Origin of the sequence: Stutzerimonas sp. FeSN7, assembly GCF_030263795.1 — a bacterium.
Classification (GTDB): domain Bacteria; phylum Pseudomonadota; class Gammaproteobacteria; order Pseudomonadales; family Pseudomonadaceae; genus Stutzerimonas; species Stutzerimonas stutzeri.
The window spans coordinates 4,587,948-4,613,934 of the sequence record NZ_JARPMN010000001.1; the positions used below are offsets into that span (position 1 = coordinate 4,587,948).

Annotated in this window: 23 protein-coding genes; 12 read left to right on the forward strand and 11 right to left on the reverse strand. The window is 67.0% G+C overall.

Annotated features, from left to right (window positions below):
* Positions 1-33: 33 nt before the first annotated feature.
* The gene (locus tag P5703_RS21845) at positions 34-1,527 is read right to left on the reverse strand and encodes an aldehyde dehydrogenase (RefSeq protein WP_218650904.1); all 1,494 of its coding nucleotides are present in this window, start codon (positions 1,525-1,527) and stop codon (positions 34-36) included.
* 186 nt (positions 1,528-1,713) lie between these two features.
* On the opposite strand from P5703_RS21845, the gene aptA reads away from it, so the two are divergent.
* Positions 1,714-3,033: an omega-aminotransferase AptA gene (gene aptA / locus P5703_RS21850; RefSeq protein WP_045632441.1), complete on the forward strand. Its 1,320-nt coding sequence runs from the start codon at positions 1,714-1,716 to the stop codon at positions 3,031-3,033.
* Between the two features lie 138 nt (positions 3,034-3,171).
* Here the strand turns inward: aptA and znuA are convergent, their stop codons facing one another.
* Positions 3,172-4,161, reverse strand: a complete 990-nt coding sequence (znuA, locus tag P5703_RS21855; protein ID WP_014595336.1) for a zinc ABC transporter substrate-binding protein ZnuA — start codon at positions 4,159-4,161, stop codon at positions 3,172-3,174.
* A 64-nt stretch (positions 4,162-4,225) separates the two neighbouring features.
* On the opposite strand from znuA, the gene zur reads away from it, so the two are divergent.
* From zur to P5703_RS21875, 4 genes are read left to right on the forward strand one after another with little or no spacing between them, the layout of a single operon-like run.
* Complete coding sequence (gene zur / locus P5703_RS21860; protein WP_013981214.1) at positions 4,226-4,711, forward strand: zinc uptake transcriptional repressor Zur; 486 nt, start codon at positions 4,226-4,228, stop codon at positions 4,709-4,711.
* Complete coding sequence (gene znuC / locus P5703_RS21865) at positions 4,708-5,478, forward strand: zinc ABC transporter ATP-binding protein ZnuC (protein WP_041755176.1); 771 nt, start codon at positions 4,708-4,710, stop codon at positions 5,476-5,478. The genes zur and znuC overlap by 4 nt, the downstream gene beginning before the upstream one ends.
* Positions 5,479-5,490: 12 nt before the next feature.
* Complete coding sequence (gene znuB, locus P5703_RS21870) at positions 5,491-6,276, forward strand: zinc ABC transporter permease subunit ZnuB (RefSeq protein WP_014595334.1); 786 nt, start codon at positions 5,491-5,493, stop codon at positions 6,274-6,276.
* Positions 6,273-6,770 (forward strand): YgjP-like metallopeptidase domain-containing protein, encoded by a 498-nt coding sequence (locus tag P5703_RS21875; RefSeq protein WP_013981211.1) that lies wholly within the window; start codon positions 6,273-6,275, stop codon positions 6,768-6,770. Before znuB ends, P5703_RS21875 begins: the two co-directional genes overlap by 4 nt.
* A 144-nt stretch (positions 6,771-6,914) precedes the next feature.
* Here the strand turns inward: P5703_RS21875 and katE are convergent, their stop codons facing one another.
* Positions 6,915-9,089, reverse strand: coding sequence for a catalase HPII (gene katE, locus P5703_RS21880; RefSeq protein ID WP_256042952.1), 2,175 nt, complete (start codon positions 9,087-9,089; stop codon positions 6,915-6,917).
* Positions 9,090-9,314: 225 nt separating this feature from the next.
* On the opposite strand from katE, the gene P5703_RS21885 reads away from it, so the two are divergent.
* The 3 genes from P5703_RS21885 to P5703_RS21895 are packed head-to-tail and all read left to right on the forward strand — an operon-like array spanning position 9,315 to position 11,831.
* On the forward strand, positions 9,315-10,322 hold the full coding sequence (locus tag P5703_RS21885; RefSeq protein WP_020308611.1) for a methionine ABC transporter ATP-binding protein: 1,008 nt from the start codon (positions 9,315-9,317) through the stop codon (positions 10,320-10,322).
* Entirely contained in the window at positions 10,322-10,999 is a 678-nt protein-coding gene (locus P5703_RS21890) for a methionine ABC transporter permease (protein WP_011911288.1), read from the forward strand. The genes P5703_RS21885 and P5703_RS21890 overlap by 1 nt, the downstream gene beginning before the upstream one ends.
* 58 nt (positions 11,000-11,057) lie before the next feature.
* Positions 11,058-11,831: a MetQ/NlpA family ABC transporter substrate-binding protein gene (locus tag P5703_RS21895; protein WP_020308614.1), complete on the forward strand. Its 774-nt coding sequence runs from the start codon at positions 11,058-11,060 to the stop codon at positions 11,829-11,831.
* Positions 11,832-11,941: 110 nt separating this feature from the next.
* Here the strand turns inward: P5703_RS21895 and P5703_RS21900 are convergent, their stop codons facing one another.
* Both P5703_RS21900 and treS read right to left on the reverse strand, forming a co-directional pair.
* Complete coding sequence (locus P5703_RS21900) at positions 11,942-12,547, reverse strand: eCIS core domain-containing protein (protein ID WP_020308618.1); 606 nt, start codon at positions 12,545-12,547, stop codon at positions 11,942-11,944.
* An 83-nt stretch (positions 12,548-12,630) separates the two neighbouring features.
* Complete coding sequence (gene treS / locus P5703_RS21905) at positions 12,631-14,700, reverse strand: maltose alpha-D-glucosyltransferase (protein ID WP_197861506.1); 2,070 nt, start codon at positions 14,698-14,700, stop codon at positions 12,631-12,633.
* A gap of 164 nt (positions 14,701-14,864) precedes the next feature.
* Here treS and P5703_RS21910 point away from each other — a divergent pair, with 164 nt between their 5' ends.
* The gene (locus P5703_RS21910) at positions 14,865-16,568 is read left to right on the forward strand and encodes an alpha/beta hydrolase (RefSeq protein WP_020308622.1); all 1,704 of its coding nucleotides are present in this window, start codon (positions 14,865-14,867) and stop codon (positions 16,566-16,568) included.
* Here the strand turns inward: P5703_RS21910 and P5703_RS21915 are convergent.
* The 4 genes from P5703_RS21915 to pbpG form a co-directional block, all read right to left on the reverse strand.
* Positions 16,547-18,064: a PepSY domain-containing protein gene (locus P5703_RS21915; RefSeq protein WP_279645095.1), complete on the reverse strand. Its 1,518-nt coding sequence runs from the start codon at positions 18,062-18,064 to the stop codon at positions 16,547-16,549. The genes P5703_RS21910 and P5703_RS21915 overlap by 22 nt on opposite strands.
* Positions 18,065-18,069: 5 nt before the next feature.
* Positions 18,070-20,118, reverse strand: coding sequence for a TonB-dependent receptor (locus P5703_RS21920; RefSeq protein WP_279645094.1), 2,049 nt, complete (start codon positions 20,116-20,118; stop codon positions 18,070-18,072).
* Positions 20,119-20,241: 123 nt separating this feature from the next.
* Positions 20,242-20,643 (reverse strand): DUF2946 family protein, encoded by a 402-nt coding sequence (locus P5703_RS21925; RefSeq protein WP_014595324.1) that lies wholly within the window; start codon positions 20,641-20,643, stop codon positions 20,242-20,244.
* A gap of 150 nt (positions 20,644-20,793) precedes the next feature.
* The gene (gene pbpG / locus P5703_RS21930) at positions 20,794-21,732 is read right to left on the reverse strand and encodes a D-alanyl-D-alanine endopeptidase (RefSeq protein ID WP_014595323.1); all 939 of its coding nucleotides are present in this window, start codon (positions 21,730-21,732) and stop codon (positions 20,794-20,796) included.
* Positions 21,733-21,992: 260 nt separating this feature from the next.
* On the opposite strand from pbpG, the gene P5703_RS21935 reads away from it, so the two are divergent.
* Positions 21,993-22,298, forward strand: coding sequence for an ElaB/YgaM/YqjD family protein (locus P5703_RS21935; RefSeq protein ID WP_011911280.1), 306 nt, complete (start codon positions 21,993-21,995; stop codon positions 22,296-22,298).
* Positions 22,299-22,304: 6 nt separating this feature from the next.
* Positions 22,305-22,916, forward strand: a complete 612-nt coding sequence (locus P5703_RS21940; RefSeq protein ID WP_014595322.1) for an NAD(P)-dependent oxidoreductase — start codon at positions 22,305-22,307, stop codon at positions 22,914-22,916.
* A 90-nt stretch (positions 22,917-23,006) separates the two neighbouring features.
* Here the strand turns inward: P5703_RS21940 and aroE are convergent, their stop codons facing one another.
* Both aroE and hemF read right to left on the reverse strand, forming a co-directional pair.
* Positions 23,007-23,819: a shikimate dehydrogenase gene (gene aroE / locus P5703_RS21945; protein ID WP_108241215.1), complete on the reverse strand. Its 813-nt coding sequence runs from the start codon at positions 23,817-23,819 to the stop codon at positions 23,007-23,009.
* A gap of 89 nt (positions 23,820-23,908) precedes the next feature.
* Positions 23,909-24,829 (reverse strand): oxygen-dependent coproporphyrinogen oxidase, encoded by a 921-nt coding sequence (gene hemF / locus P5703_RS21950; RefSeq protein WP_011911277.1) that lies wholly within the window; start codon positions 24,827-24,829, stop codon positions 23,909-23,911.
* Between the two features lie 152 nt (positions 24,830-24,981).
* Here hemF and P5703_RS21955 point away from each other — a divergent pair, with 152 nt between their 5' ends.
* Positions 24,982-25,959: an NADPH:quinone reductase gene (locus tag P5703_RS21955; RefSeq protein WP_014595321.1), complete on the forward strand. Its 978-nt coding sequence runs from the start codon at positions 24,982-24,984 to the stop codon at positions 25,957-25,959.
* Positions 25,960-25,987: the final 28 nt, after the last annotated feature.

Below are 25,987 nucleotides of genomic sequence, written 5' to 3' on the forward strand. Positions count from 1 at the left end.
ATGTAAAAGGCGACATCCACCCTACGGATGCCGTCAGAGCTGAATCCAGGTCGCCTTGAGTTCGGTGTACTTGTCGAAGGCATGCAGCGACTTGTCACGACCGTTGCCGGACTGCTTGAAGCCGCCGAACGGCGCGGTCATGTCGCCGCCGTCGTACTGGTTGACCCACACACTGCCGGCGCGCAGCGCCCGTGCGGTGCGGTGCGCCTTGGACAGGTCGGCGGTCCACACCGCGGCAGCGAGGCCGTAGGGCGTGTCGTTGGCGATCGCCACCGCTTCCTCGGCGCTGTCGAAGCTGATCACCGAGAGCACCGGGCCAAAGATTTCCTCCTGAGCGATCTTCATCGCATTGTCGACGCCATCGAAGATGGTCGGCTCGACGTACAGCCCGCCGGTTTCTTCCAGTGTCCGCTGGCCGCCGATCAGCACCTGCGCGCCGGCCTGGCGTCCGGAGTCGATGTAGCCCAGCACGGTGTTGAGCTGCTGGGTGTCCACCAGGGCGCCGACGTTGGTCGCCGGGTCCAGCGGGTTGCCCGGCTTCCAGCCCTTGAGCGCCTCCACCACCATGGGCAGGAAGCGCTCCTTGATCGAACGCTCCACCAGCAGCCGCGAACCGGCAGTGCAGACCTCGCCCTGATTGAAGGCGATCGCACCCGCCGCCGCCTGGGCAGCCGCCTGCAGGTCGGGCGCATCGGCGAAGACGATGTTCGGGCTCTTGCCGCCCGCCTCCAGCCAGACACGCTTCATGTTCGACTCGCCGGCGTAGATCATCAGCTGCTTGGCCACCCGCGTGGAGCCGGTAAAGACCAGCGTGTCGACGTCCATGTGCAGCGCCAGCGCCTTGCCGACGGTGTGGCCGTAGCCTGGCAGGACATTGAGCACGCCGGCCGGAATGCCGGCGTCGATCGCCAGCCGGGCGATGCGGATGGCGGTCAGCGGCGACTTCTCGGACGGCTTGAGCACCACCGAGTTGCCTGTGGCCAGTGCCGGGCCGAGCTTCCAGCAGGCCATCATCAGCGGGAAATTCCACGGCACGATGGCCGCCACCACGCCGACCGGCTCGCGGGTGACCAGGCCCAGCTGGTCGTGGGGCGTGGCCGCCACCTCGTCGTAGATCTTGTCGATCGCCTCGCCGCTCCAGCGCAGCGCCCGCGCCGCACCGGGGATGTCCACCGCCAGCGAGTCGCCGATCGGCTTGCCCATGTCGAGGGTCTCCAGCAGGGCCAGCTCCTCGCGGTTCGCTTCCAGCAGATCGGCGAAGCGAATCAGCACCGCCTTGCGCTTGGCCGGCGCCAGCTTCGCCCAGCTGCCTGCCTCGAATGCGGTACGGGCGCTGGCCACTGCACGCTCGGCATCGGCCTGGTCGCAGCTGGCGACTTGGGCCAGCACCCGCCCGTCCACCGGGCTGATGCAGTCGAACTGGCCACCCTGCGCCGCGGCGCAATACTCACCCTGGATAAAGGCGCGACCTTCGATACGCAGGTCACGGGCACGCTGTTGCCAATCGGCGAAGGTCAGGCTGGGCATGGTGCTTCCTCTCTCTCAGGTCTTCGGGTGATGGAAAATGCACCCTAAACCAGCGGCGCGGACCCTATCAATATTTTTTACGAACGGCCGGTTTTGCGCCTTGTTTTGTTCGTTTTATTAAACATAGACTCGATCGAAACGCTGCGGCGCCGTCGCAGCATAGTCGCTCGTCGCCGGAGCTCGCCCATGTCCCAGGATTTTGCCACCTCGCCCGAACACTTCTGGATGCCCTTCACCGCCAATCGCCAGTTCAAGGCCAGTCCGCGCCTGCTGGAGCGCGCCGAAGGCATGTATTACACGGCGAGCGACGGCCGCCAAGTGCTCGACGGCACGGCGGGCCTGTGGTGCTGCAATGCCGGCCACGGGCGCCGCGAGATCAGCGAGGCGGTGAGCAAGCAGATCGCCAGGATGGATTTCGCCCCGACCTTCCAGATGGGCCACCCGCTGCCCTTCGAGCTGGCGGAAAAGCTCGCCGCCATCAGCCCCGAGGGACTGAACCGGGTGTTCTTCACCAACTCCGGATCGGAATCGGCCGATACCGCGCTGAAGATCGCCCTGGCCTATCAGCGCGCCATCGGCCAGGGCAGCCGTACCCGCCTGATCGGCCGCGAGCTGGCCTATCACGGCGTCGGCTTCGGTGGCATGTCGGTGGGCGGCATGGCCAACAACCGCCGCGCCTTCGGCCCGATGCTACCCGGCGTCGATCACCTGCCGCACACCCTCGACCTGCAGCGCAACGCCTTCAGCAAGGGCCTGCCGCAGCATGGCGTGGAGCGCGCCGATGAGCTGGAGCGGCTGGTGACGCTGCATGGCGCGGAGAACATCGCCGCGGTGATCGTCGAGCCGATGTCCGGCTCGGCCGGGGTGATCCTGCCGCCGGTGGGCTATCTGCAGCGGCTGCGCGAGATCACCGCCAAGCACGGCATTCTGCTGATCTTCGATGAGGTCATCACCGGCTTCGGCCGCGTCGGCGAAGCCTTCGCCGCGCAGCGCTGGGGCGTCACGCCGGACATCCTGACCTGTGCCAAGGGTCTGACTAACGGCGCGATCCCCATGGGTGCGGTGTTCGTCGCCGACCGGCTGTACGACGCCTTCATGCAGGGGCCGGAAAGCGTCATCGAGTTCTTCCACGGCTACACCTACTCCGGGCATCCGGTGGCCTGCGCCGCGGCGCTGGCGACCCAGCAGATCTATCAGCAGGAAAACCTGTTCCAGAAGGCCATCGACCTGGAACCCTACTGGCAGGAGGCGTTGTTCAGCCTGCGTGACCTGCCCAACGTGATCGACATCCGCACCGTCGGGCTGGTGGCCGGCGTGCAGTTCGACGCCCATGCCGATGGCGTCGGCAAGCGCGGTTACGAGGTGTTCCGCGAGTGTTTCGAGAACGGTCTGCTGGTGCGCGCCAGCGGCGACACCATTGCGCTGTCGCCGGCGCTGATCGTCGAGAAGGCCGAGATCGACCAGATGATGGAGTTGCTCGCCGACGGCATTCGCAAGGCCGGCTGACACAGCATTGCCGGAGACGACCCGGCCTGTCAGATCAGGCCGGGCGTTAGTGGCCAGTGCGGTGAGTGGATCGAGGCAAGTCCGGGTGGCCATGGGCGCCGAAATTGACCAACTGAACTCACCAGACAGGCCTCCAGATCACAGCGACTCCAGGCAGTCCGCCAGGGTGTCGCCCAAACCTTCGAGCAACTGTTCGTAGCCCTTGGCGTCCGTCGGCAGGCCGACGCCCAGCACATCCAGTTCAGCCATCTTCACCGGCAAGCCGGCGGTCAGCGTTTCAGCCAGACGCGGGCGCGCCGGCGGCTCGCTGAACACGCAGCTCGGTCCGGCCTGCTGCAGGCGCTCGCGCATCGCCGCCACATGCCGCGCGCCCGGCTGCGCTTCGCCACCGGCAGTGAACACGCCGGCATGGCGCAGCCCGTAGGCGGCCTCGAAGTAGTCATAGGCCTCATGGAAGACGAAGAACGGCTTGTTCTGCACCTTGGCGAAACGCTGCCTGAGCCGACCGTCGAGTGCCTCGACGCGCTCGGCGAAAGCGCTGCTGTTGGCCTGGTAGCGCCCGGCGTTGGCCGGATCGGCAGCAGCCAGATCCGCCGCCATGCGCTCGGCGATCACCACGGCGTTGGCCGGCAGCAGCCACAGGTGCGCATCGAGCGAACCCGGACGATGGTCGTGATCGTGCTCGTCGGCATGGGCGGCGTGGTCGTGCTCATGCCCGTCATGCGCGTCATCGTGGTCGTGGTGGTGGTCGTGGTCGTGATGATCGTCCTCGGCATGTGTGTGCGCATCGCCGAAGCGCCGCAGGGTCAGCTTCGGCAGGTCCTGCACGGCCACCGTCGTCCCTTCACGAGCGCTCAGCGCGCGCGGCAGGAAGCTCTCCAGATCCGGACCGATCCAGTAGAACAGCTCGGCATCGCGCAGACGCCGCACGTCGGACGGGCGCAGCGAATAGTAGTGCGCCGAGGCGCTGGCCGGCAGCAGCACATCGGGTTGGCCGACGCCGTCCTGCACCGCCGCGGCAATCAGCTGCAAGGGCTTGATGCTGGTCAGAACGCGCACTTCGGCCTGGGCGCAAGTGGCACCGGCGAGCAGCGCCGCCAGCAACGGGAGGGAGAAAAGACGATTCACGGGCATCACTCGAAAGGGTTGAATTGGTACATAATAACGTCTCTCCCCCAACACGTCGCCGCCCATGTCCAAGACCCCGCTGGCCTGCACGCCCCATGACCACGACCACTGCGTCAGCCACGCGCTGGCCGAAGCCGACAGCCTCTGCGCGCGCCAGGGCGTGCGCCTGACCGCGCTGCGCAAGCGCGTGCTGGAGCTGGTCTGGCAGAGCCACAAGCCGCTCGGCGCCTACGACATTCTTGCCGTGCTGAGCGAGCAGGACGGCCGACGCGCCGCGCCGCCCACCGTGTACCGCGCGCTGGATTTCCTCTTGGAGAACGGCCTGGTGCACCGCATCGCCTCACTCAACGCCTTCATCGGCTGCAACCACCCGGAGCATCCGCATCAGGGCCAGTTCCTCATCTGCCGTCTCTGCCACACCGCCATCGAGCTGGAGCGCCCGGCCATCGCCGAGGCCATCGACAGCGCCGCGGGCAGCGTCGGCTTCTCCGTCGAAGGCCAGACCGTGGAAGTCGTCGGGCTCTGCTCGAACTGCCGGAACGCCGCATGAGCGAGGTACTGCTGCGGCTGGATGACATCCATGTGCGCTTCGCCAACCAGAACGTGCTGGAAGGCGCGCAACTGCAGGTGCATCGCGGCGAGATCGTCACCCTGATCGGCCCCAACGGGGCCGGCAAGACCACCCTGGTGCGCGCCGTGCTCGGCCTGCTCAAGCCCGACCATGGCCAGGTCTGGCGCAAGCCGCGGCTGCGCGTCGGCTACATGCCGCAGAAGCTGCACGTCGACCCCACCCTGCCCTTGTCGGTGCTGCGCTTTCTGCGCCTGGTCCCCGGCGTCGACCGCGCACGCGCCCTGGCTGCGCTGGGTGAAGTCGGTGCCGAGCATGTGATCGACAGCCCGCTGCAGAAGATCTCCGGCGGCGAAATGCAGCGCGTGCTGCTCGCCCGCGCCCTGCTGCGCGAACCGGAGCTGCTGGTGCTGGACGAACCGGTGCAGGGCGTCGACGTCGCCGGCCAGGCCGAGCTGTACCGGCTGATCGGCGTGTTGCGCGACCGCTACGGCTGCGGCGTGCTGATGGTCTCCCACGACCTGCACCTGGTGATGAGCGCCACCGATCAGGTGGTCTGCCTGAACCGCCACGTCTGCTGCTCGGGGCATCCGGAACAGGTCAGCAGCGACCCGGCCTTCGTCGAGCTGTTCGGCCAGGATGCGCGCAGCCTGGCGATCTACCACCACCAGCACGATCACAGCCATGACCTGCACGGCAGCGTGGTGATCGGCAAACCCCACGTCCACGGCCCGAACTGCAAGCACTAGACAGAGCATCAGATGCCCGATTTCCTTCTCAATGCGCTGCTCGCCGGCCTGGCCCTGGCGCTGGTCGCCGGCCCGCTCGGCTCCTTCGTCGTCTGGCGGCGCATGGCCTATTTCGGCGACACCCTGTCCCACGCCGCGCTGTTCGGCGTCGCCCTCGGGCTGATGCTGGACGTCAACCTGACGCTGGCGGTGACCGTCGGCTGCGTGCTGCTCGCCCTGCTGCTGGTGACCCTGCAGCAGCGCCAGCCGCTGGCCTCCGACACCCTGCTCGGCATCCTGGCCCACAGCACGCTATCGCTCGGCCTGGTCTCGCTGAGCTTCATGAAGGATGTGCGTGTCGACCTGATGGGCTACCTGTTCGGCGACCTGCTGGCCGTCGGGCCGAGCGACCTGGCCTGGATCATCGGCGGCAGCGCGCTGGTGCTGCTGATGCTGATCCCGCTGTGGCGGCCGCTGCTGGCGATCACCGTGCACGAGGAGCTGGCCAAGGTCGAAGGCCTGCCAGTGGCCGGCATCCGCCTGGCGCTGATGCTGCTGATCGCCGTGGTGATTGCCGTGGCGATGAAGATCGTCGGCGTGCTGCTGATCACCTCGCTGCTGATCATTCCCGCCGCCGCCGCACAGCGCCATGCGCGCACGCCGGAACAGATGGCGCTGGGCGCAAGCATCCTCGGAATCGTCGCCGTGTGCCTGGGACTGACGCTGTCCTGGTATGAGGACACTCCGGCCGGCCCGTCCATCGTGGTCAGCGCCGCCGCACTGTTCCTGCTCAGCTTCGCCTGGCCGAAGCGCGCATGACCGATCTCAAGTACCTGCGCGGCTACCCTGAAGCGCTGCTGGTTCAGGTGCGCCAGCTGATTGCAGAGAACCGTCTGGGCGATTATCTGCAGCGGCGTTACCCCGCACGGCATGAGGTGCAGAGCGACAAGGCGCTGTACGGCTACGTGCAGACGCTCAAGCAGGAGTACCTGAAAAGCACGCCGCCGATCGACAAGGTGCTCTACGACAATCGGCTGGACCTGACCCATCGGGCGCTGGGCCTGCATACCGCGGTGTCACGGGTGCAGGGCGGCAAGCTCAAGGCAAAGAAGGAGATACGCGTCGCCGCACTGTTCCGCGACGCGGCGCCGGAGTTTCTCAGGATGATCGTGGTGCACGAACTCGCCCACCTGCGCGAGAGCGAGCACAACCGTGCGTTCTACAAGCTGTGCGAACACATGCTGCCCGGCTACGGGCAGATCGAGTTCGACCTGCGGCTGTTCCTGCACTGGCGGGAGCTGCAGGACGGCTGACCAGCCGCCCGGCGGCCCTGGAGCCTGCGTAGGATGGAAACCCGCGAAGCGATTTTCCACGCGCCAGTGCCCGGTTTCGCCTCATGCCGGACCTGGCGCCTCATCCGTGTGGATGGCTTCGGCCATCCACCCTACCCTGACCCGTTACGCCGGGATCGCCTCCGCCGCGGCCTCACGCGCCCACACCCGGTGCTGACCGAGCGCCTGAGCGAAGTTGCCGAATACCGCATCGACGTCATCGCCCTCCAGCAGCCCGCTGTCGGCAGTGAGGTTCAGCGATGCCAGCAGCGGCCGTGCCGCACCGAGCACCACGATGGGTTTCAGGTGCTTGTAGGCCTCCAGCAGGTAGTGCTTGGCTTCGCCGGACTTGGCCATGGCCGCCGCCGCATCGGCACCGCCGGGGACGAACACGGCGTCGAACATCACCGAGGGCATGCCGTCCATCGCGGCATCGACCGGCAGCATCTTGCCGTCCGCCGTCTTCACCGGCGCCGGCGAGGGACCGATGATCTTGGCCAACGCGCCCTGCTCGGCCAGCTTGGCCTTGAATGCATCGATCGCCGCACCATCGACGCCGTTGGCCACCAGAATGGCGATCTTGCGCGACTTGATATTGCCCGGTGCATGGTTCATCAAACTCAGGGCCGGCGAGCTTTGCGGGGTCGGTACCTTCGCCGCTACGGTCGGCGCAGCGGGTGCCGGCAGGCCGAGGTTCTCGGCCACGCGGCGGGCCAGCTCCAGGTCGATGTTGGCGAGGATCTCGTTGACCTGACGCTCACGGATGAACACCCGCTCGACCTTGCCCAGCTCGAAGGTATAGGCACCGATGATGTGCTCCTTCTCCGGGCCGCTCATGCTGTTCCAGAACAGCGTGGCCTGGGAGAAGTGGTCGCCGAAGGATTCGCTGCGGTTGCGGATCTTGTGCCCCTCGACCCGCTCCGGATAGCTCTCGAAACCGCCGCCCTGAGCTGCCGGCGGGGTTTCCTTGGGCCAGCCGTTGTCGATGGAGTTGGGCTCGTAGTTGGCGCGGCCCTTGTGGATCGTCTGGCGATGGAAGGCGTCGCGCTGGTTGTTGTGAAACGGACACAGCGGACGGTTGATCGGAATTTCGTGGAAGTTCGGCCCACCGAGACGCAGCAGCTGGGTGTCGGTGTAGGAGAACAGCCGGCCCTGCAGCAGCGGGTCGTTGGTGAAGTCGATGCCCGGCACGATATGGCCAATGTGGAAGGCGGCCTGCTCGGTCTCGGCGAAGAAGTTGTCCGGGTTGCGGTTGAGGGTCATCTTGCCGAGCTTCTGCACCGGCACCAGCTCCTCGGGGATGATTTTGGTCGGGTCCAGCAGGTCGAAGTCGAACTTGTGCTCGTCGGCCTCCTCGACCACCTGCACGCCCAGCTCCCACTCGAAGTAGTCGCCCATCTCGATGGACTCCCACATGTCGCGGCGGTTGAAGTCCGGGTCCTTGCCGGCGATCTTCAGCGTCTCGTCCCAGACCAGCGAGAAGGCGCCGGCCACCGGCTTCCAGTGGAATTTGACGAAGCGGCTGACGCCCTCGGCATTGATCAGGCGGAAGGTGTGCACGCCGAAGCCTTCCATCGCCCGGTAGCTGCGCGGCAGGGCGCGGTCGGACATGGTCCAGAGCACCATGTGTGCGGACTCAGGCGTCAGCGAGACGAAATCCCAGAAGGTATCGTGGGCCGATTGCGCCTGCGGGATCTCGTTGTGCGGCTCGGGTTTGACCGCGTGGACGAAGTCCGGAAACTTGATGGCGTCCTGGATGAAGAACACCGGCATGTTGTTGCCGACCAGGTCGAAGTTGCCCTCGTCGGTGTAGAACTTGGTGGCGAAGCCGCGCACGTCGCGCACGGTGTCCGCCGAGCCGCGCGAGCCCTGCACGGTGGAGAAGCGCACGAACACCGGCGTCTCCTTGCCTTCTGCGGCGAGGAACGAGGCCTTGGTCAGCCAGCTGTGGTCAGCGTAGCTGACGAACACGCCGTGCGCCGCGGCACCGCGGGCATGCACGATGCGCTCGGGGATGCGCTCATGGTCGAAGTGGGTGATCTTCTCGCGCATGATGAAATCTTCGAGCAGCGAGGGCCCACGGCCGCCGGCCTTGAGGGTGTTCTGGTTGTCGGCGATCTTCACGCCCTGATTGGTGCGCAGCGCCTCGCCGGTGGCGTCGCTGCGAAACGCTTCCAGCTGGTCGAGCTTGGCGTTGTGATTGGCGCGGTCGACAGTGTCGGTACCGGCCAGCTCGCTCTGTTGCGGGGTCTTGTCGGTCATGGTGGGCCTCCGTTTGCGGTGAGCGGTACCGCGAACGATCGGCCCGGAACGCGGGGCAGCCACATGATCGATTCACGGCGTACCGGTTAGTGACCCCATTGATCGCCGCAAGGTTGCCGCCTGCGACGATTTGCTTTGCCTATCAGCGCCATGGATTTGCTCAATCGCAGCGGCGCAGGCGAGCGACGTCGCCGGCAAACGGGTAGAATGCCGGGCTTTCGCCGATCATCCCGGCAACAAACGTCGCACCCACAAGGTTCGCCCGTGATCGAATTCCATCAAGTCCATAAAACCTATCGGACCGCCGGCCGCGATATTCCTGCGCTGCAACCGACGCAGCTGGAAATCGCCTCCGGTGAAGTGTTCGGTCTGATCGGCCATTCCGGCGCCGGCAAGAGCACGCTGCTGCGCCTGATCAACCGCCTCGAGGAGCCCTCCGGCGGACGCATCCTGGTCAACGGCGAGGACGTCACCGCGCTGGATGCCGACGGCCTGCGGCGCTTCCGCCAGCGCGTCGGGATGATCTTTCAGCACTTCAACCTGCTGATGTCCAAGACGGTGGCCGACAACGTCGCCATGCCGCTGCGCCTGGCCGGCGTCCGCTCGCGCAGCGAGATCGACGCCCGCGTCGCCAGCCTGCTCGAACGCGTCGGGCTCAAGGACCATGCACGCAAGTACCCGGCACAGCTCTCCGGCGGCCAGAAGCAGCGCGTCGGCATCGCCCGCGCGCTGGCCACCGAGCCGAGCATCCTGCTCTGCGACGAGGCCACCAGTGCCCTCGACCCACAGACCACCGCCTCGGTGCTGCAACTGCTGGCCGAGATCAACCGCGAGCTGAAGCTGACCATCGTGCTGATCACCCATGAGATGGATGTGATCCGCCGTGTCTGCGACCGCGTGGCGGTGATGGACGGCGGCGCGATCGTCGAACAGGGCCCGGTGACCGAGGTGTTCCTGCATCCCAAGCATCCGACCACCCAGCGTTTCGTGCTGGAAGACGAGGCGGTGGACGAGGGCGACATGCACGATGACTTTGCCCACGTGCCGGGCCGCATCCTGCGCCTGACGTTCCAGGGCGACGCCACCTACAAGCCGCTGCTGGGCACCGTCGCCCGTGAAACCGGGGTCGACTACAGCATCCTGTCCGGGCGCATCGACCGCATCAAGGACACCCCCTACGGCCAGCTCACCCTGGCGCTGATCGGTGGTGACATGGCGGCGGCGATGAGCCGTCTGCAAGCCGCTGACGTGCATGTGGAGGTGCTGCGCTGATGGAAGCCTTGTTCAGCTCTTTGTTGGGGAACGTGGACTGGTACGAAATCTGGCTGGCCACGCTGGACACCCTGCTGATGCTCGGCGGCTCGCTGCTGTTCACCATTCTGCTCGGCCTTCCGCTGGGCGTGCTGCTGTTCCTCAGCGGTCCGCGCCAGCTGTTCGAGAACGGCCCGCTGTATGCCGCGCTGTCGTTCGTGGTCAACGTGCTGCGCTCGCTGCCGTTCATCATCCTGCTGATCGTGATGATTCCGTTCACCGTGCTGATCACCGGCACCTCGCTGGGCGTGGCCGGTGCCATCCCGCCGCTAGTGGTGGGCGCCGCGCCGTTCTTCGCGCGGCTGGTGGAGACCGCGCTGCGCGAGGTCGACCGCGGCATCATCGAGGCCACCCAGGCCATGGGCGCCACCACCCGGCAGATCATCTTCAGCGCATTGCTGCCGGAAGCGCGTCCGGGCATCATCGCCGCCATCACCGTCACCGCCATCACCCTGGTGTCCTACACCGCGATGGCCGGTGTGGTGGGTGCCGGCGGCCTTGGCGACCTGGCCATCCGCTTCGGCTACCAGCGCTTCCAGACCGACGTGATGGTGGTCACCGTGGTCCTGCTGCTGGTGCTGGTGCAGCTGCTGCAGAGCCTCGGCGACCGGCTGGTGACCCACTTTTCGCGCAAATGAACCGCAACCAGGGCGAGCGAACCTTCGCACCCCGCTCAACTCCTGAAGGAACCGAACGATGAAGAAACTGATTGCCGCCCTGGCCACCGTCGCGGCGTTTTCCGCCCAGGCCGCCGAAACCCTGACCGTGGCCGCCACCGCCGTGCCGCATGCCGAGCTGCTGGAGTTCGTCAAGCCGCAGCTGGCCGAGCAGCGCGTGACGCTGAACGTCAAGGTATTCACCGACTACGTGCAGCCGAACATCCAGGTCGCCGAGAAGCGCCTGGACGCCAACTTCTTCCAGCACCAGCCGTACCTGGATGAATTCAACAAGGGCAAGGGCACCGAGCTGGTGAGCGTCGCCGGCGTACACATCGAGCCCTTCGGTGCCTACTCGAGCAAGGTCAAGTCGCTGGACGAACTGGCCAACGGCGCCACCGTGGTCATTCCCAACGATGCCACCAATGGCGGCCGCGCACTGCTGCTGCTGGACAAGGCCGGCGTGATCGGTCTGAAGGACGGCGCCGGCATCACCGCCACGCCGAAGGACATCGCCGAGAACCCGAAGAAGATCAAGATCCGCGAACTGGAAGCCGCGACCCTGCCGCGCGTGCTGACCCAGGTCGACCTGGCGCTGATCAACACCAACTACGCGCTGGAAGCCAAGCTGAACCCGACCCAGGACGCCCTGGTGATCGAGGGCAGCGACTCGCCGTACGTGAACATCCTGGTCGCCCGTCCGGACAACAAGGACAGCGATGCCATGCAGAAACTGGCTGCCGCGCTGCACAGCGAGGAAGTACGCCAGTTCATCGAGGAAAAGTACAAGGGCGCCGTGGTCCCGGCGTTCTGAGCTGACCGCACAACCCGCGTCAGAAACCCCGCCTCGGCGGGGTTTTTCGTTTTCGCCGGCGTCATTGGTGGGCTTCCGCCCACTGCGGGCAGCAGCACCGATCAGCTCGCTCAGCGCCCCGTCTGCGTCTCGCGCAGGGCCTCTTCCACCTCACGCTCCAGCGCATAGGCCGGGCGCTCCACGGCACGGAAATCCTGCGTGTAGCGCCGGGCGAACTCGGCGACGCCCCAGTCCAGATATTGCTCGACGTGCTTGAGCTCATGGGCCCAGAGCGCGACGTTGTCCCGGGCATCCTCCTCGTGGCGAAAGACGATGACGTCGATCAGGGTCACGGCATTGACGTCCGGGTTGCGCAGTAGGGTGTTGCCGGCATTCAGCACCACCTCGTCGCCGACGCGGTACCGCGCACTCTCCAGCACGGCAAGATCGAAATACGGCTCGAGCTGCGAGCGGATGTGCAGCGGTATCGGCTCGACACCGCCGGCCACCAGGCGGTCGCGCGACTGCTGGATCCAGTTCTGCAGGGCCAGCGTGGCCATCCGCTGCACGCGGTCGTAGACGGCCTGTGGATCGCTGGCGGCGGCCGGCACGCAGAGGCAGCTGCCACTCAGGCAGATCGGCTGCTGGCCGGGCGGGCAGGCGGTCTGCGCCCATACGGGTGCGGCAAGCAGCGCCAGCGGCAGCAGCGCAAGGCGGAAAAGCGAAGTGAACGACACGGGCTGGTCTCGACGGCGAGGGCGATGCGCGCCCCAGGCGCTGCGCACTATAGCGGCGGACCCGGGGCGCGCGAAGAGGGCGCTCAGATCACCGGCGGCGCGGCGCTCACCACACGCAGGGCGAGCCCCTCGTACGGGTCGAGGTTGATCTGCAGCTCGCAGTTGTCGGTGAGGTCGCCCTCCACACTCTCGTGAATGATGTCCACCACCGGGCCGGGCGCCACGCCGGGCAGGCAGATGGTCTCGCTGACCGGCTCGGCGCTGAAGTTCAGTGCCGTGAGCTGCACGCCCTTGCCGGCAGGCAGTTCGTGGACCATCACCAGGAGTCCTGGCGCCTGCACATCGGGAATCAGGATCTGCTTGCTGGCAGCGATGTCGTAGGCCTGGCGCACGCTGAGGATGCGCTTGAGCTGGCAGGCGAAGGAGCCTGGCCGCTGCAGCTGCTCGGCCAGGCTGCCGTACAGCGAGCGGGCCTTGGGCAGGCCTTCGGCGGAGACCGACGCCTCCGGCGCCAGATCGGCGAGGTCATAGCCGCCGCGATTGATCCAGCGCGTGTCGCCGTCGCCCATCAGGTGCTCGACCTGTTCGGCGGGCAGCGGCAGGGCGCCGACCAGATCCCAGCCTGACAAGGCGAACACGCCGGGCTGCATGGCATTGAACATCACCAGCAGGATATGCAGGCGCTGGATCTGCTCGACCTCGGCCGGGCCGATGGCGTCCAGGTCACGGATGTTCAGCGCCGCCGCGATGACGCTGGCGGTGGTGCAGGCCACGCCGTTCGTGACGAACTTGAGGTTGTAGGGCGCATGCTCGCCGGTCAGCCGTTCGTAGAGCTCCTCGCGGATCAGCTCGCGCAGGTGTCCGCCGGGCAGGGTCTGGCCCTTGTAGTGGTAATGGTCGTAGGCGTGCAGCGTCCAGAAGTGCACCAGCTCCAGGGTCAGCTCGTCATGGTTCTGCAGCGCATGGATCAGTGACGCCGGGTCGATGCCGAAGGCGTGCACTTCGCGCAGCATCATGCGCAGGAATTCGGTATCGCCGGTGAGCAACGCATGGTGATAGGCCGGGCGGGTGATGAAGTCGTAGGACAGATCGGCCCCGCCGTGGGACATGGCGGCGATGTCATCGATGGTCAGGTTCAGCTCCTGGAAGCTGAAGCCGCCGGCCTTGCGGATCGCCCCGGCGAGCAGCTGGTTGCCGGTGACGGACAGCGGGTGGCCCTCCGACCAGGCAGTGCCCTCGGCACGCCGTTCCACGCCGAGGAAGCCGTTGGCGTCCAGGCGCAGCACCCGGGCGCCGGTGACGTCGATGGCATGCAGCGCATCGCCGATGATCAGCTGCTGCGCGGCGAAGGTCGGGTCGAGCCAGTTCAGCGACGGCTGGCCCTCCTTGAAGTAGTGCAGATAGACCCAGCGACGCACCTTGCCGTCGACCCCGGTGACCTCGCTGGTGACGCTCCAGTCGGTGTCCTTGATGCCCGGCTCGAAGAAGATCACCCGCTGCAGCTGGCCGACGATGTAGTGCTTTTCCTTGAGCCGGTCGACCACCGGCGGCAGCAGGTTGACCGAATCACGCCCGGCCGGCACCTCGGGCAGCAGCTCCCAGTCCTCCTCGCGGATTTCCACCATGTGGTACAGCCCGGGGTAGTCGCCATAGGCCATTTCAGCGAGGCGGAAGTCGGCACCCTTGCCGGTGTGTGCCGGCACGATGTCGTCGATGACGATGGCGTTGTGCGCCGCGGCCACCCGGCTGAGCTGCAGCATCTGCTCCTCGGTCCCCAGGCTCGGGTCGATATCGAAGCTGATGCGGTCGAAGTTGCCGTCGATGGTCGGGGTGAACTCGCGTCCGCGCAGGCCACCGGAACGCTTCATCGGCCCGTTGTGGATGCCCTGCACGCCGAGTTCGGAGAGCGCACTCCAGAGGCGGTCGTCGCCGAGGGCCTCGAGTACCGTGCCGCCTTCCGGCGTGATGATGGCCGCCGGATAGGCGGTGAACCATACCGAGGCGATGGCGCTGGCATCGCGCGGGCGGGCCTGGGCATAAGGCCGCTGCCAGAGACGCGCCTGGCCGGCGTAATGACGCGACCGCTCGCGGGCCGCATGCAGCATGGACTGGCTGACCAGCCATTCGATATAGGTGTTGTCTGGGATGCTCATCGGCGATCGGTTCCGGCAGCACTAGGGAAATGTAGACGTTTGAGTCGGCCGCTCGGCCATCGTTGCATCGGATTGGTCTGCTGCGACCATCACGGGAACCGCACGACCGGACACGCCTCGATATGCCGAGGCGGCGACGCCGTCACCCGACCGCGGAGATCTTCATGCTGCACCTGCCCGTCCTCTATATCTGGCGCTCGCTGTCCGGTTTCGGCCTGCTGCTGGGCACGCTGTTCTTCTGCGCGGCGCTGACGCCATCGCTGCTGCCGCGCTCGACGCTGAGCCAGGGCGTGCTGGCCGGCGCGGCGCTGGCGGTAGGCTATGGCCTCGGCGTGTTCTGGCGCTGGCTGTGGCGCTATCTGGAACTGCCGGAGCGCCCGGGCTGGCAGCGCGAGCGGGTCAATCTGCTGATCGCGGTCGGCTGCCTGCTGCTGGCCGGGTATTTCCTCAGCCAGGTCGCCGGCTGGCAGAACGCGGTACGCGCGCTGATGGGCATGCCACCGGTGAGCAGCGCGCACCTTCTCGAAGTCATTCTCACCGCGCTGGCGACCTTTCTCATCCTGCTGACGCTGGCGCGTCTGTATCGGCTGGTGTCGCGCTTCGTCTCGCGGCACGCCGACCGCGTGCTGCCACGGCGCCTGGCCAACGTGATCGGCGTGCTGGTGGCGCTGGCGCTGTTCTGGTCGCTGCTCAGCGATGTGCTGGCGGCGCGGGCGCTGCGCATGCTGGACGCATCCTTCGCGCAGTACGACGCCCTGATCGAACCGGAGACGGCGCCACCGGTCTCGCCGCTGAAAAGCGGCAGCCGGGCCTCGTTGCTGCGCTGGGAGGAGCTGGGCCGCACCGGCCGCGAGTTCATCGGCTCCGGCCCGTCGGCGGCGGATATCAGCGCCTTGAGCGGCCGCTCGGCGCTCGAGCCGATTCGCGTCTACGTCGGTCTGCGCGCGGCAGAGACCCCGCGCCAGCGGGCGCGTCTGGCCTTGCGCGAGCTGCAGCGCAGCGGCGCCTTCGAGCGATCGGTGCTGGTGCTGGTGACGCCCACCGGTACCGGCTGGATCGACCCGGCGGCGATGAACGCAGTGGAATACCTGCACCACGGCGATATCGCCAGCGTGGCGTTGCAGTACTCCTATCTGAACAGCCCGCTGGCGCTGCTGGTGGAGGCCGACTACGGCCGCGACGTGGCCCGCGCGCTATTCGCCGAGATCTATGGCTACTGGACCGAACTGCCGGCCGAACGCCGACCGCGCCTGTATCTGCATGGCCTGAGCCTCGGCGCGCTGCATTCGCAACGTTCCTGGGAGCTGCACGAACTGCTCGGCGATCCCATCCACGGCGCGCTTTGGAGCGGTCCGCCGTTTCGCAGCGACCTGTGGCGCACGCTCACCGACAGCCGCGACCCGGACAGCCCCGAATGGCGTCCACGGTTCCGCGATGGCCGCTTCGTCCGCTTCATGAACCAGCAGGGCACAGCGGAGCCGGCCGATGCGCCCTGGGGGCCGATGCGTCTGCTCTACCTGCAGTACGCCAGCGATCCGATCACCTTCTTCGACCATCGCTACGCCTGGCGCCGCCCCGACTGGCTGGCCGAGCCGCGCGGGCCGGATGTATCGCCGTCGCTACGCTGGTTCCCGCTGGTTACCATGTTGCAGCTGGCGGTGGACATGGCGGTGACCACGCCGACGCCGCCCGGCTACGGCCACGTCTATGCGCCGGCCGACTATGTCGATGCCTGGCGCCTGGTCAGCAGCCCGCCCGGCTGGAATGCCGACGCGCTGCAGCGCCTCAAGCTGCAGCTGACCCACGAACAGGTACGCGCCGGCGAGCAGGACAGCAACGAAGCCGCCTACGACAACCGCGGCGGCTGAACCGGCCGGCGCACCTGGCGACGCCGCGCCCGCGGCCTAAGCCGTCGCCAGCCCAGCAACACCCCGCTCAGGCTGATCACCAGCGCACCCGCGCTGAAGGCCAGCAGCAGGCCGTCGCGCAGCAGCGGCCGTTGCAGCAAGGGCAGCCAGTCCCAGCTGTGCAGCAGCTTGAACGCCCAGCGCACGGCACGCCGGCGCTGATCCAGCTGTTCGATGACGGCACCGCTGTAGGGATCGATGTGCAGCCAGGTGGCGGCCGGATCGTCGAAGCGCACCCGCAGCAGCGGCAAGCGGCGCGGCAGATGGCTGTATAGGCTTGGTTCGCTGCGAGCGTAGTAGTGGAAATCCTCCTGTTCCAGCCACTCGAAGTGCAGCGATTGTTCCGGCCAGGCCTCGCGGACCTGGCGCTCCAGTACCGCGCGCTCAAGGTGTTCCTGCGCCGGCCCGGCGGATGCGGCGGGCAGAATGCGCGTATCGCCCCTGGCATCGAGGCCGACCAGATAGGGCTGATCGCCGAGCATATGCCACTGCAGTTCCACCGCTTCGAAACCAGCCGCGCGGAATCGGGCCAGCGAGGAGGCCAGATCCGCATCCAGCGCTTCGGCGTTTAGCGGCGCTTGCCGCAGCGCGGCGGCATCGATGCTCGAGCGTTTCTCGAACAGCCCCCAGGGCTCCATCGACAGCATGCCGCTGACCAGCCAGACCAGCAGCACGACGCCGACCAGCAGCCCGCCGACGTGGTGCACACGGCTGGCTCCAGCCGGGTAGGGCGAGTGCGATCCGTTGCGGTAGCGCCCGGTGAAGCGCCAGCGCAGCAGGCCGATCAGCATGCCCAGCAGCACCAGCACCGCGCCGAGCAGGGCGCCATAGACCAGCAGCGGCGACCAGGCGGCCTTCGGCATCACCTCGCGCAACGGATAGAGCCAGTGCAGCCAGGCGCCCAGCAGGTTCCAGGCCCGCTCGTGGGCGCTGGCATCGCGCACCACCAGCCCGCTGTGGCTGGAGACGTAGAGCAGGTGCCGTTCGGCATCGTCGGCCTGGACCCGATACAACGGGCGCTCGCGGGCCAGCGCATGGTTGCGCGTCCAGGCATCTTCTTCGACCTGATAGAGCAGGCGCACTTCAGCCCCCTGGGTGAACTGCCGCGCGCTGGCCAGCGCCTCGGCAGGACCGATGCGCTCGATGCGCCGACCGCTGCGCGCATCCACCGCCAGCAGCGGTCCGTCGCCGTAGTCCAGCAGGTAGCGCGGTGAGCCGCCGGCACCGGTCAGGCGCAGGCTGAGCGGGGTACGCGGATCGCCACTGGCGACAAGCGCCGCACCCGGCGCGATGCAACAGCCGGCATCCAGCGGTGCCAGTCGCGCCAGATGCTCGGCCGGTGTCAGCTTGGGATAGCCGACGAAGAGCATCACCACGCCGCTGACGACCCAGGCCAGGACGAACAACCCCAGGGCGATGCCGAGCCAGCGATGCATCAGGTACAGATAACGCTTCATGCCGGTCAGAAGTCCAGGGTCACGGCGGCATACAGCGCGCGGCCATCGCCCGGCGCATGCAGGGTCTGCGCGCCGTCGTACCACACGTATTCGTGGTAGCGGTCGGTGAGGTTCTTCAGCTGCAGGTCGACGGCCAGCTGCTCGGTCAGCTGGTAGCTGGCGCCCAGGTTGAACAGCACGTAACCGCCGTACTTGCCCTGGGTGTTCTCGCGCTCGAGGTAGTAATCGGTCTGGCCGTTGAGCCAGGCGCTGAGCTGCAGGTCCGGCGTCGCCTGATAGCTGCTGCCGGCCGAGTACAGGCGCCGCGGCACATGATCGATCTCCTGGCCCTGGCTGGCCGGCAGGCTAGGGTCGGCCTTTTCGATCTCGGAGAACTGCCAGGAGTGCGCCAGCCACAGATTCAGAGCGCTGGCAGGGTAGAGGTTGAGCTGGGCGTCGTAGCCCCAGCGACGGGTCTGCCCGAGGTTTTCCGATTCGCCACTGGGATCGTTGAGCCGGCGCCGCACCTCGTCCGTGGCGACCTGCTCCCAGTAGGCGACGCGGCCGTCGAGCCAGTGCACCGGGCTGAACTTGATGCCGGTTTCCCAGCCGTCATTGATCGACGGCGAGAGATCGCTGGTGCGCGGCGGCACCTTGTAGGCGGCCGCGCCGGTACCGATCTGGAAGGTCCGCCCCCAGTTGCCATACAGGCTCAGCTGCTCGATGGGGGTGTAGATCAGGCTAATCTTCGGCTGCTCGATGCTGCCGTAGTCGTTGATCGCGTAATCGTTGCCACTGAGCTCGTCGGTGAAGTCACCCCGAATGCGGTCGACGCGAAATGCCGGGATGATCTTCAGCGATTCCACCGGCTGGATCACCGCCTGCAGGTACGCGCCGTAGCTGTCGTAGTCGAAGCGCTGGTCGCGGGTCTGGGTCACGACCCGGCGCTCGACGGTGGTGTAGCGCTCGCTGCGGTTGCGCTGCTGTTCGGTGTCCAGCCCGCCTTCGAGGGCCAGGTCATGGAGCCAGGACACGTCCGGCCGGTAGGTCAGCGAAGTGCGCGCGCCGTAGTGCTTCTCTTCGGTCGAGCGGCGCTGTTGCGGCTGGGCCTGGGAGAAACGCACCCAGCGGTCGTCATCCAGGGTGTTGAGCCAGACCTTGGTCGCCCAGCTGAGGTCGCTGGCCAGCTGGCTGTCCAGATGCAGGCTGAGCTGGTTCATGCGCCGCTCACCCATGTCGCTGGCCGACAGCGCATAGGACTGGCGAGGCGAGTGCCGTGCGTCCTCCCGGGACAGGTACCCGGGCTCGTCCGCTTCGGCCTCGTAGTGCCGGGCGATCAGGCCCAGGCGCCAGTTTCCGGTGTCCGGCGAGTAGAACCATTTGCCGGAAAGGCTGGTGCGCTCGCTGCCGGCATGGTCGCGGTAGCCATCGCTCTTCTGTTGCCCGATGAAGTAGTTCTGCGTCCAGTTGCCGCTTTCGATGCCTTTGGCCAGCTGCAGCTCCTGCGTGTCGTAGCTGCCGTAGCGCAGCCGCGCCTTGCCGTAGTCGCCACCGATGCGCGACTGCACGGCGACGTTGCCGGCGATGTTGTACAGGCCGTAGCGCGGATCGTTGGTACCGCGCACCACCTCGATGCCGTCGATCTCCAGCGGGAACAGCATGTCCAGATAGGGCATGTTGCCGTCATTGCTGTTGCTCGGGATGCCGTCGATCAGCAGCTTGACCGCGTTGACCTCGCCCTCGCCATTGAAGCCACGAAAGGACAGCTTGCCGGAGCTGGTGCCCTGGCCGAACTCGGTGAGCATCACCCCCGGCGCACGACGGAACAGCTCCCAGCTATAGAGCACCGGCTGCTGTTCGAGGATGTCGCTGCCCAGCAGGTCCACCGAGCTGACCACGCTGCTGGTCGGCAGGCCACCACCCGACTGGGTGGCGGTGACGGTGCTGCTGCCCAGCGAAAGCGCGGAGGCGGCGCTATCGGCAAGGCTTGCCGGCAGATAGGCAGCGGCGATGACCGCGATGAACAAACGGGGCAGCGCAGGGCGCCGCGAAGGGTGCGCAGGATGGTCGAGCATCTCGCATGTTCCTTGTGCAACAGACAGAGCCGTACGGCGAATGGCCGCAGGCAGACGCCAACACGCAACCATCGGCAGGTGCAGGCAGTTCAGGCGTGGCAACGAGGGGTGACGCCGGCGGCGTCAGGCGAGGGGAGAAGCGCGAGGGTTGAGGGCCGGCCACTGTTGCCGTGGCGACGGTCGATGGACGCGTGATTCGGCGAGCCGGGTCAGCTGGCCGGCGGTGTGTTGCGGCAGTTGCGGCGCTGCACCGGGCAGCGCCGCCAGCCCCACCGAACCGGCACAGCAGCAGCAAGGCGGCATCCCGCCGTGCGCGCCATGGGTGCCCGAATCATGCTCGCCATGGACTGCCGGCGGGTGCAGCGCATGCGCCTGCTGCACCTGCGCCTGCATCAGCGGGCAATGCCCACTCCAGCCGAGCAGCCGCTTGGCATCCGCCGGCAACAGGCCAGACAGCGGCATGCTCAGCAGATGGATCAGCAGTGCCAGGCTGGCGAGCCAGGCGGGGAGGCGGCGGCGTGTCATCGGCGATCCGATCAGGCGCAGGTGCGAATGGCGTTCATGATAGGAACGACTCTCAGCAAAAAGAGTTGAGCAAACTCAAGAATGTTTGCAGAGAGGCCTGCAGACAGGTTCGCTGCGCGGCGAACCTCGCTACGCAGCGAACCGTAGAGCTCAGCGGGCGTCGAGCAGCGCCTGGGCAGCATCGGCCGGCTGGCCGGCGAGCTGCCGCTGGGCCTGCTTCTGCTGCTTGTAGGCCAGGGCAGCGGCCGGTACCGGCGTAACCGTGCCGGTTTCCAGCCACTTCTTCAGGCGGTTGGCGTCAGCCATGTGGGTGTACTTGCCGAACGCGTCGAGCACCACGAAGGCCACCGGCCGCTGCTTCATGGTGGTGCTCATCACCAGGCAATGGCCGGCTGCATTGGTGAAGCCGGTCTTGCTCAACTGGATGTCCCAGTTGTTCTTGCGCACCAGGGCATTGGTATTGCGAAAGCCCAGCGTGTAGTTGGGCTTGCGGAAGGCCACGGTCTTCTCGTCGGTGGTGCTGAATTGCTGGATCAGCGGGTACTGACGGCTGGCGCGGATCAGCTTGACCAGGTCGTTGGCGCTGGAGACGTTGCGCTCGGAAAGGCCGGTGGGCTCGACGTAGTGCGTGCGGCTCATGCCCAGCGCCCGGGCCTTGGCGTTCATTGCCTGGATGAATGCCGCATAGCCGCCCGGATAGTGGTGGGCGAGGCTGGCGGCCGCGCGGTTCTCGGAGGACATCAGGGTCAGCAGCAGCATCTCTCGGCGGCTGATCTCGCTGCCGATGCGCACCCGGGAGTAAACGCCCTGCATCTCCTTGGCATCGCGGATGGTCACCGGTAGCGCCTGGTCCAGCGGCAGCTTGGCATCCAGCACCACCATGGCGGTCATCAGCTTGGTCACCGAAGCGATCGGCACGACCATGTCGGGATTGCTGGAATAGAGCACCTCGTTGGTGTTCAGGTCGACCAGCAGGGCGCTGCCCGAGGCGAGCTCCTGAACCATCGGCTTGGCCGCCTGGGCATGAATCACCGGCAACGAGGCCAGGCAGGCGAACAACAGGCTGGCCACCGTACGACGCAATTTCACGATTGGATTTCCCCGCTGGAAAAGGGCGCTGCGGCGCGGGATGCGCCGGACTAAAGCGCTCCGGAACTGTGACGCAGTATAGGGAATCGACGGGCGGCTCGCCTGTTCCCGATGAACGGTTCGTCGGATGTCGACCAGCGCGGCTGGCCGGTCCGGACACATCTTGATGTGGTCTGCTCGGCCAGCAAAGCCGGCCTCTGGCCGCACCTCTGCAACGTTTCGGGGTCAAACCCACACGCTTACCGAGGGGAGGTCCCGCCATGTTCAGCCACAAGCCCACCACCCGCGAAGAAGTCCAACGCGAGATCGACAGCCTGATGCGCGCGCTCGACGAGCTCAAGCACGACGCCGCACGTGACTCGCGCCATCGCCTCAGCGCCCTGCGTTCGCGTGCCGAATCGCTCTGGCACGACCAGCACTGGGACGAGCACTATGCCGATCTGTCCAAGCGCACCCGTGAGGCCAGCCGCGCCGCACGCGACTGTGCCAAGGAACATCCGCTGGGCACGCTGGCCCTGGCGGCCGGTGCCTTTGCCCTGATCGGCTATCTGGTCACCCGCCGCTGACCGACCATGCTCAACGCCGAAACGCCACGCCTCAAGTTCGCCCTGTACGGCGCGCATGACGATCTCGGCAGTGCGCTGCTGGTCGAGCTGCTCAGCCGGCAGCACGAGGCTGTGGCGCTATTGGACGATCTCAATTCGCTGTCTGCCCGGCCGGGCCTGCGGACCAAGCCGGGCGACCCGTTCGATCCGCTGAGCGTCAGCGAAAGCGTGGCAGGGATGGATGCGGTGATCTGCCTGTACCACACGCCGCGCCTGCCCAGCACCGATGCCATCACCGGCGAGTCCGCCCGGCGCGATTTCTACCAGGCGGTGGAAGCGCTGCTGCTCGGGCTTGAGCGTGTCGGCGTCGAGCGGCTGCTGTTGATCGCCGACTTCCCGGCCATCGAGCGACAGCCGGAGGTCGAGGCCGCCTTGCAGCGGCTGGCCGCGCATCCGCTCAAGTGGACGCTGGTGGATGCGCCCCCGGCCGGCAACCAGCTGACCATCGAGACGTTGGCCGAAGCCGCCGGCAAGGGCGAAACCAATCCCTTTCACGAGCTGCAGCGCATCGCTGCCGGTATCGTGGACGAGCTGGAGCGCCCGCAGCACCTGCATCAACGCATCCATTTTCGTAGCTAGCCCTTTCTGGTCGTCTGGGCGCGGCTTATGGATGTCTGCGCGCGTCGGCCAGCCAATGGCCAGCGGGCATTTGGCCGGCCAAGAGCCCTCTCAGCCCAGCTGGCGCCGTAGCTCGGCCAGTACCGGCGCGGTATCCGGGCGCACGCCGCGCCAGAGTTCGAAGGCTTCCGCCGCCTGCTCCACCAGCATGCCGAGACCGTCGCGGGTGGTTGCACCCAGCGCCGCGGCCCAGCGGCAGAAGGGCGTCGGCTCAGCGCTGTACATCATGTCGTAGCAGAAGGAGCGGCCGGCAACGATCAGGCTGTCGGCCAAGGGCGGCAGCTCGCCACCGAGGCTGGCCGACGTGCCGTTGACGATCAGGTCGACCGGTTCGGCAAGCTCGGCGAAGCCGCTCGCCGACAGCGAACCGAGCTCGGCGAACTCCTGCACCAGCTGTTCGGCCCGGCTCGCGGTGCGATTGGCGATGACCAGCGCCGCCGGCCGGTGCGCCAGCAGCGGCTCCAGTACGCCACGCACGGCACCCCCGGCGCCCAGCAGCAGGATGCGGCGGCCGCTCAGGGTCACGCCGGCATTGAGCAGGTCGGCGACCAGCCCGGCGCCATCGGTGTTGTCGCCCAGCAGGCGACCATCCTCCAGCTTCTTCAGGGTATTCACCGCACCGGCGCGGCGCGCACGCTCGGTCAGCTCGTCGGCCATGCGATAGGCCTGCTCCTTGAACGGCACGGTCACGTTGGCACCCAGGCCTTCGCGAAAGAAGTCACGCGCGAACGCGGGGAAGTCATCCAGCGGCGCCAGCAGCGGCTCATAGCTCAGCGCCTGGCCGGTCTGTGCGGCGAACAGCGCATGAATCTGCGGTGACTTGCTGTGGCCGATGGGGTTGCCGAAGACGCCGTAGCGGTCCATCCAATACCTCTGTTTCAAATTCGGGCTGCAGACCCGGTGCGAGACGCATCGACTCCAGCGCCGAAACTCGGGCCGGATGCCGTCTTCGTTCAGGCGGGCGCGGCGGCCAGCCAGTCGCGGTCCTGCAGGAAATACTCGGTCAGCCGCGCTTCCGGCGAGCCCGGCTCGGGGCGCTTGTCATAGCCCCAGGCAACCTGCGGCGGCAGCGACATCAGGATCGATTCGGTGCGTCCACCCGATTGCAGGCCGAACAGGGTGCCGCGGTCGTAGACCAGGTTGTACTCGACGTAGCGGCCGCGGCGCAGCAGCTGGAACTGCCGCTCGCGCTCACCGAACGGGGTGGCCTTGCGCCGCTGTACGATGGGCAGATAGGCCTGAAGATAGGCATCGCCGACCGCACGCATGAAGGCGAAGCTGGTGTCGAAATCCCACTGGTTCAGGTCGTCGAAGAACAGTCCGCCAACGCCGCGCGGTTCGTTGCGGTGCTTGATGTGGAAGTAGCGGTCGCACCACTCCTTGTAGCGCGGATAGACCTCTGCGCCAAAGGGTGCGCAGGCGTCCCGGGCGACTCGGTGCCAATGCACGCAGTCTTCTTCGGCGCCGTAGTAGGGCGTCAGGTCGAAGCCGCCGCCGAACCACCAGACCGGTTCCTCGCCGTCCTTCTCGGCGATGAAGAAGCGCACATTGGCATGGGAGGTGGGCACGTAGGGGTTGTGCGGGTGAATCACCAGCGACACGCCCAGCGCCTCGAAGCTGCGACCGGCCAGTTCAGGCCGATGGGCACTGGCCGATGGCGGCAGGCTGTCGCCGTGCACATGGGAGAAGTTCACCCCGCCTTTCTCGATCAGCGCGCCGTTCTCGATCACCCGCGTCCGGCCGCCACCGCCACCAGGCCGCGTCCAGGCATCCTCGACGAAGCGGGCACCGCCGTCTTCGACCTCCAGGGCGGCGCAGATTCGATCCTGCAGATCCAGCAGATAGGCTTTGACGGCTTCGGTCCTGTCGTTCACGAAATCACCTTGCGAATGACCGCACGCAGCCAGCGGCGCGTGGCTGAGCGGTGCTTGAAACGGGGTCGGCCGGCAAGCATAACATCAGGCCGATTGACGAACGCAGCCCCGGCAGGTTCGATAGGCGCTCTTTCAATGACCAGGAGCCAGACATGTCCCAGCGCATCCAATTCAGCCAGCACGGCGGTCCCGAAGTCCTGGAACAGGTCGATGTGCCCCTCAGCGCGCCGGCTGCCGGCGAGGTGCGCGTCCGCAACCACGCCATCGGCCTGAACTTCATCGACACCTATTTCCGTAGCGGCCTGTACCAGCCGCCAAGCCTGCCGTCCGGTCTGGGCACCGAGGGTGCCGGGGTGGTCGATGCGGTGGGCGAGGGCGTGCAGCATCTGCTGCCCGGTGATCGTGTCGCCTATGCCACCGGTCCGCTGGGTGCCTACGCGGAGTATCACACGCTGCCAGCTCGCCACCTGGTCAAGCTGCCGGACTCCATCAGCTACGAACAGGCTGCCGCGGTCATGCTCAAGGGCCTGACCTGTCAGTATCTGCTGCGTCAGACTCACGTGCTGCAGGCTGGCGAGACCGTGCTGTTCCATGCCGCGGCCGGCGGCGTTGGCTCCATTGCCTGCCAGTGGGCACATGCGCTCGGCGCTCGGCTGATCGGCGTGGTTGGCTCGGCGGAGAAGGCCGCACGCGCCAAGGCGCTCGGTGCCTGGGCGACCATCGACCGTAGCTGCGAAGACGTGGTGCAGCGCGTACTGGAGCTGACCGAAGGCAAGAAGTGCCCGGTGGTCTACGACTCGGTGGGCAAGAACAGCTGGGAGATTTCCCTCGATTGCGTCGCTCCGCGCGGGCTGCTGGTGAGCTTCGGCAATGCGTCGGGTGCTGTCACCGGAGTCAACCTCGGCGTGCTGGCGCAAAAGGGTTCGCTGTTCGTCACCCGCCCGACCCTGGCTGGCTATGCCGACACCCCGGAGCGCCTGCAGGCCATGGCCGACGAGCTGTTCGAGATGATCGGCAGCGGCAAGGTCAAGGTCGAGATCGGCCAGCGCTACGCACTCGGCGATGCCGCCGAAGCGCAGCGCAAGCTGGCAGCGGGGGAAACCACCGGATCGACCATTCTGCTGCCCTGAACACGGTGGCGGCTGCCGCTGCAGGGCA